This window comes from Vibrio sp. 10N.222.46.A1, assembly GCF_041473595.1.
GTDB classification, from domain to species: domain Bacteria; phylum Pseudomonadota; class Gammaproteobacteria; order Enterobacterales; family Vibrionaceae; genus Vibrio; species Vibrio tasmaniensis_A.
In genome coordinates this window covers 1-6,021 of sequence record NZ_JBFRSN010000712.1, presented here as the reverse complement: position 1 = coordinate 6,021, position 6,021 = coordinate 1, and the positions used below count along the sequence as shown (strand labels likewise).

4 protein-coding genes and 1 pseudogene are annotated in these 6,021 nt (G+C 44.5%); all 5 read left to right on the top strand.

Features of this window, described 5'->3' with window-relative positions:
* Positions 1 to 669 (top strand): annotated as a pseudogene (locus tag AB4496_RS18870) (serine protease); the annotation flags it as partial.
* 272 nt (positions 670 to 941) lie between these two features.
* On the top strand, positions 942 to 3,530 hold the full coding sequence (acnB, locus tag AB4496_RS18865) for a bifunctional aconitate hydratase 2/2-methylisocitrate dehydratase (RefSeq protein WP_009847576.1): 2,589 nt from the start codon (positions 942 to 944) through the stop codon (positions 3,528 to 3,530).
* A 282-nt stretch (positions 3,531 to 3,812) separates the two neighbouring features.
* On the top strand, positions 3,813 to 4,181 hold the full coding sequence (locus AB4496_RS18860; protein ID WP_009847575.1) for a YacL family protein: 369 nt from the start codon (positions 3,813 to 3,815) through the stop codon (positions 4,179 to 4,181).
* A gap of 226 nt (positions 4,182 to 4,407) precedes the next feature.
* A complete protein-coding gene (gene glnK, locus AB4496_RS18855) occupies positions 4,408 to 4,746 on the top strand; it encodes a P-II family nitrogen regulator (protein ID WP_004738200.1) in 339 nt (112 codons plus the stop codon).
* 27 nt (positions 4,747 to 4,773) lie between these two features.
* The gene (locus AB4496_RS18850) at positions 4,774 to 6,003 is read left to right on the top strand and encodes an ammonium transporter (protein WP_102257745.1); all 1,230 of its coding nucleotides are present in this window, start codon (positions 4,774 to 4,776) and stop codon (positions 6,001 to 6,003) included.
* Positions 6,004 to 6,021 lie beyond the last annotated feature (18 nt).

The following is a 6,021-nucleotide window of genomic DNA, read 5'->3' as shown; positions in this document are numbered from 1 at the left end:
CGTTATACAGATGGCAGTATTGAGGTGGCATCATTACCTTCACTAGGAAGTGGTGGCTATAAACGTATTGGTGCCTTTGCCAGTTATAGATTGGATACACTAGATAACTTCAGTCTTCCTACCGAAGGTTATTTTGTCGATTTAGAGTACCTTATCTCTCATGACGATTTTGAGAATGAAAGCTCTAATGGTGGTTCAGATTTCTCTTCTGAGAGTGATACAGTCTTTGAACTTTCGGCCAATTTTATGGCAGCACAAAGCATTGAAAAGCATACTTTAGTCGCAAAGGTTGATTACGGCATCGTAGAAAGTAAAAACTCAGTCTTTCCGATTGATCCGAAAGAGCTAGGAGGGTTCCTCAATCTATCCGGTATTCCAAGAAATAGTTTGATCGGTCAGAACTTAGCTTACACCAGTTTGATCTACCGTTATAAGTGGTTTGAAAATGACTTCGGCCTCTTTGAATCACCGTTCTACGTGGGCGCCTCTATTGAACATGGTGGTGTTTGGTCGAACAATGACTTAAAACTGGATGAAGCTCCAATGTATACTGCAGGCTCTGTTTTTGCGGGTGTCGACTCACCCATCGGGCCGATCATATTAGCTTATGGTCGAACCGAAGATAACTTTGATTCGGTGTATCTGATTGTCGGTACTTCCTACAAATAATCATGCGTAGAGTCACCGTTTAACTGCGTAAATAGGCAAAAATAGTGGGACTTTCGTCTTAACTTGCTATGTTGGTCAAAATGATAAGATTTTAATTTAACGTTAAATTTGCTATTCTACCGCCCACAGTTTGGCCTCTATGATGCCGCTCATCAATACAAATTGAATGACAAAAATGGCAATGGAGAGCCAAGTTTCCAAGGATGTTCGCTTCTTAATTTTACTAATAATTATGAAGGTAAGAAGTGAACCGCAATGAGAGGAAAAAAGTCGTGCTTGAAGCCTACCGTAAACACGTCGAAGAACGTGCTGCCGAGGGAGTTGTCCCAAGACCACTAGATGCTGAGCAAGTCGCTGGCCTAGTTGAACTTCTAAAGAATCCACCTCAAGGTGAAGAAGAAATCATTCTTGACCTACTAGAAAATCGCATTCCACCGGGTGTAGATGAAGCTGCTTACGTAAAAGCTGGCTTCCTTACGGCTATCACTAAAGGTGAAGTAGCTTCTCCACTAGTAAGCAAAGCAAAAGCTGCACAACTGCTTGGTACTATGCAAGGTGGTTACAACATCGAGTCTCTAGTGTCTCTGTTAGACGATGCTGAGCTTGCTCCAATCGCAGTTACAGCCCTGTCTCATACTCTACTGATGTTCGATGCGTTTTACGATGTAGAAGATAAAGCGAAAGCAGGTAATGCTTCAGCACAACAAGTACTTCAATCTTGGGCTGATGCTGAATGGTTTACAGCGAAAAACAAAGTAGCGGAAAAGATCACCGTTAAAGTATTTAAAGTTACCGGTGAAACTAACACTGATGACTTATCACCAGCGCCTGATGCATGGTCACGTCCTGATATCCCAGTGCACGCGAAAGCGATGCTGAAGATGGAACGTGATGGCATTACTCCTGATGAACAGGGTAGCGTTGGTCCAATCAATCAAATTGAAGAAATGCAAAAAGACGGCATTCCACTGGCTTACGTTGGTGATGTTGTTGGTACAGGTTCTTCACGTAAATCGGCAACAAACTCAGTACTTTGGTTCATGGGTGAAGATATCCCATTCGTACCAAACAAGCGTACTGGCGGTGTTTGTCTGGGTGGTAAAATTGCACCAATCTTCTACAACACAATGGAAGATTCAGGCGCACTACCCATTGAACTGAACGTACAAGACATGAACATGGGCGATGTCATTGATATCTACCCGTACGAAGGTGTTGTTCACAAGAACGGTTCTGTGATTTCAAACTTTGAGCTAAGCAAAGTACTTCTTGATGAAGTGCGTGCTGGTGGCCGTATTCCACTGATCATTGGTCGTGGCCTAACGGGTCGTGCTCGTGATGCTCTAGGCCTAGCTGAAACCGATCTGTTTGCTAAACCAATCGATCCTTCTGCTTCTGATAAAGGCTACACATTAGCTCAGAAGATGGTAGGTAAAGCGTGTGGCGTTGAAGGTGTGCGTGCGGGTCAGTACTGCGAACCTAAAATGACGACAGTGGGCTCTCAAGATACTACGGGTCCTATGACGCGTGATGAGCTGAAAGATCTGGCTTGTCTTGGCTTCTCTGCGGATCTTGTGATGCAGTCTTTCTGTCACACATCTGCATACCCGAAACCAGTTGATGTAAACACTCACCATACACTGCCTGATTTCATCATGAACCGCGCGGGTGTTTCACTTCGTCCGGGTGATGGTGTTATCCACTCATGGTTAAACCGTATGCTTCTTCCTGATACTGTAGGTACAGGTGGTGACTCGCATACTCGTTTCCCTCTAGGTATTTCATTCCCTGCTGGTTCTGGTTTGGTAGCATTTGCTGCGGCAACAGGCGTTATGCCTCTTGATATGCCTGAATCTATCTTGGTTCGCTTTAAAGGCGAAATGCAACCGGGTATCACACTACGTGACCTAGTACATGCAATTCCGCTTTACGGCATCAAGCAAGGTCTACTAACGGTAGAGAAAGCAGGAAAGATCAATGAGTTCTCTGGTCGTGTACTAGAAATTGAAGGTGTTGAGCACCTATCTGTTGAGCAAGCATTTGAACTTTCAGATGCATCAGCTGAGCGTTCTGCGGCTGGTTGTACGGTTAAGCTATCTCAAGAGTCTATCGATGAGTACCTGAACTCGAATATCGTTATGCTTAAGTGGATGATCGCTGAAGGTTACGGTGATGTTCGTACGATTGAGCGTCGTATCACGGCAATGGAAGAGTGGTTAGCGAACCCTGAGTTGCTATCTGCTGATTCAGATGCGGAATACGCGCACGTTATCGAGATTGATCTTGCTGACATCGATCAACCAATCCTATGTGCGCCAAACGATCCAGATGATGCTCGTCTTCTTTCTGACGTTCAAGGCACTGAGATTCAAGAAGTGTTCATCGGTTCTTGTATGACCAACATCGGTCACTTCCGTGCTGCAGGTAAGATGCTAGAAGAGTTTAATGGCTCTTTAAATACTCGCCTATGGGTTGCTCCGCCAACTAAGATGGATAAAGACCAACTGACAGAAGAAGGCTACTACGGCATCTTCGGTCGTGCTGGGGTTCGTATTGAAACTCCGGGTTGTTCATTATGTATGGGTAACCAAGCTCGTGTTGCTGATGCTTCGACGGTTATGTCTACGTCTACTCGTAACTTCCCGAACCGTTTAGGTAATGGTGCGAACGTTTATCTAGCTTCTGCTGAACTTTCTGCTGTTGGTGCGATTCTTGGTCGTATCCCAACTAAAGAAGAGTACTTAGCGTACGCTGAGAAGATCAATGCAACCGCTGCCGATACTTACCGTTACTTGAACTTCCATAAAATGGGTCAGTACACGGATAAAGCAGACACAGTTATCTTCCAAGAACCAGCTTAGTTCCTCGTTATATTTGTAGCTGCAGTGTTGTTGACTGCGTACGTTCACCGGAGCGCCGGCCGCCCTAGTCACATAGAGCTTCTATGCTCATAGGGATGAACGTACTTGTCGCCTAGCTGCAACTCCAACTATTTAGAGGAACCCAAATGATAGAGCGTCTACTTCGGTAGGCGTTTTTTTATGTCTGAATGTTAGTTTACGAGCGACTCGATCTCTTGATGACTTCGCTATATACTCTCGCCTCATTTTTTACCCTATCTGTCATTAGTGCACGGAGCCTTTATGGAATTTGAATTTACACGAAACACTTTAATGGGCGAGTACTATGTAAAGTGCAGCATGGGTCATGAAATTGTTGGCCGCTGGCTTCAAGAAGAGATCGGGAAAGATAAGCAGAAACTGAATCATGTGATGGCGTTGATTGAGCAATCTCGACAAGATCTGAGCAATGAAGTGACGCTACTAGGCAAAGAGATCAGCCTAGCGATCAATGAAGACGACGTAACGATTCAAGAAAATGTGCTAGGGCACGAACAAGAGATGGAAGAGGGTAGTGAGTTCGATTTCTATAATTGTGAAAGCGAAGCAAGCTGCGGAATTGACGATTTCGAGTTGCTCATCGAACGTTGGATTGATTTTTTAGGTTACTAGTTGCTAATGATTTTGCATCGTGAAAGTTTCGTTGCCCAAAACTAGAGCAACGACAGTGCAACGCATTAAGATAGTGAAAAGGCCGCACCACATTGGTGCGGCCTTTTTCGTTTCTAAAACGGTATTGTTTCTATTTTATTTAAAATCAACAACTTAAATTTATGGCACGCTACTTGGATTGTAATAAGAGTATTAACGGATTAAGTGAAGAATTTAAGGAAAGAATATGAAATTAATAAATGCCATTGTAAAGCCATTCAAATTAGACGATGTACGCGAAGCGCTCTCTGATGTGGGTATTGAAGGTATGACGGTTTCTGAAGTGAAAGGCTTTGGTCGTCAGAAGGGGCACACTGAATTGTATCGTGGTGCAGAGTACCAGGTGGACTTCCTACCCAAGGTAAAGCTAGAGATTGCAACCCAAGCTGAAAATGTTGACCGAGTTGTTGAAGCGATTAGCCAAGCGGCGCACACCGGAAAAATCGGCGATGGCAAAATTTTTGTGTATGACCTAAGCCAAGCCGTACGAATTCGTACTGGTGAAATGGATGCTGAAGCACTTTAAAGAATTACAAGGACTGGAGACTTTAATATGGAACTTACAACAACAGTAACGGAACTACGTTACGCACTAGACACTTTTTTCTTCCTCATCTCAGGTGCGTTGGTCATGTGGATGGCTGCAGGCTTCGCAATGCTTGAAGCTGGTCTAGTTCGTTCAAAGAACACCACAGAAATTTTAACTAAGAACATTTGTTTGTACGCGATTGCTTGTACGACTTTCTTAGTCGTTGGTTACAACATTATGTATGTCGATAACGGCGAAGGTGGCTGGTTACCGTCATTTGGTACTCTGATTGGTACTCAAGGTGAAGGTGCAGACCACTCATTAGAATCAGACTTCTTCTTCCAAGTCGTTTTCGTTGCAACAGCAATGTCTGTGGTATCTGGCGCGGTTGCTGAGCGAATGAAACTTTGGTCATTCCTTATCTTCTCTGTCGTGCTAACAGCATTCATCTACCCAATGGAAGGTTACTGGACTTGGGGCGGTGGTTTCCTATCAGAAGCCGGCTTCAGTGACTTTGCTGGTTCAGGTATCGTACATATGGCTGGTGCTTCAGCAGCCTTAGCGGGTGTTCTTCTGCTGGGTGCTCGTAAAGGTAAATATGGTAAGAACGGTGAGATCTACCCGATTCCAGGTTCAAACATGCCACTGGCAACGCTAGGTACATTTATCCTTTGGTTTGGTTGGTTCGGTTTCAACGGTGGTTCTCAACTTATGGTTTCTGACTTTGAGAACGCGACAGCGGTTGGCCAAATCTTCCTTAACACCAACGCAGCAGCAGCAGCAGGTGCTATCGCAGCACTACTAGTATGTAAAACGACTTGGGGTAAAGCTGACCTAACAATGATTCTTAACGGCGCGTTAGCTGGCCTAGTAGCAATCACTGCAGATCCTTTATCACCATCACCTTTATTTGCTGTAGCGATTGGTTCGGTATCTGGTGCATTGGCTGTATTCAGCATCATCGCTCTAGACAAAGCTAAGATTGATGATCCAGTAGGTGCTATATCGGTACACGGTGTGTGTGGTTTCTTCGGTCTAATGGCTGTGCCACTAAGCAATGCTGATGCAACGTTTGGTGCTCAACTATTGGGTGCAGCAGTAATCTTTGCATGGGTATTCGGTGCTAGCCTAGCGGTATGGGCAGTGCTTAAAGCAACAATCGGTATCCGAGTAACTGAAGATGAAGAACTTGAAGGTATGGACATGCACGATTGTGGTGTCGGCGCCTATCCAGAGTTTGTGTCTGTAAAATAGAACATTATGTATTAATCC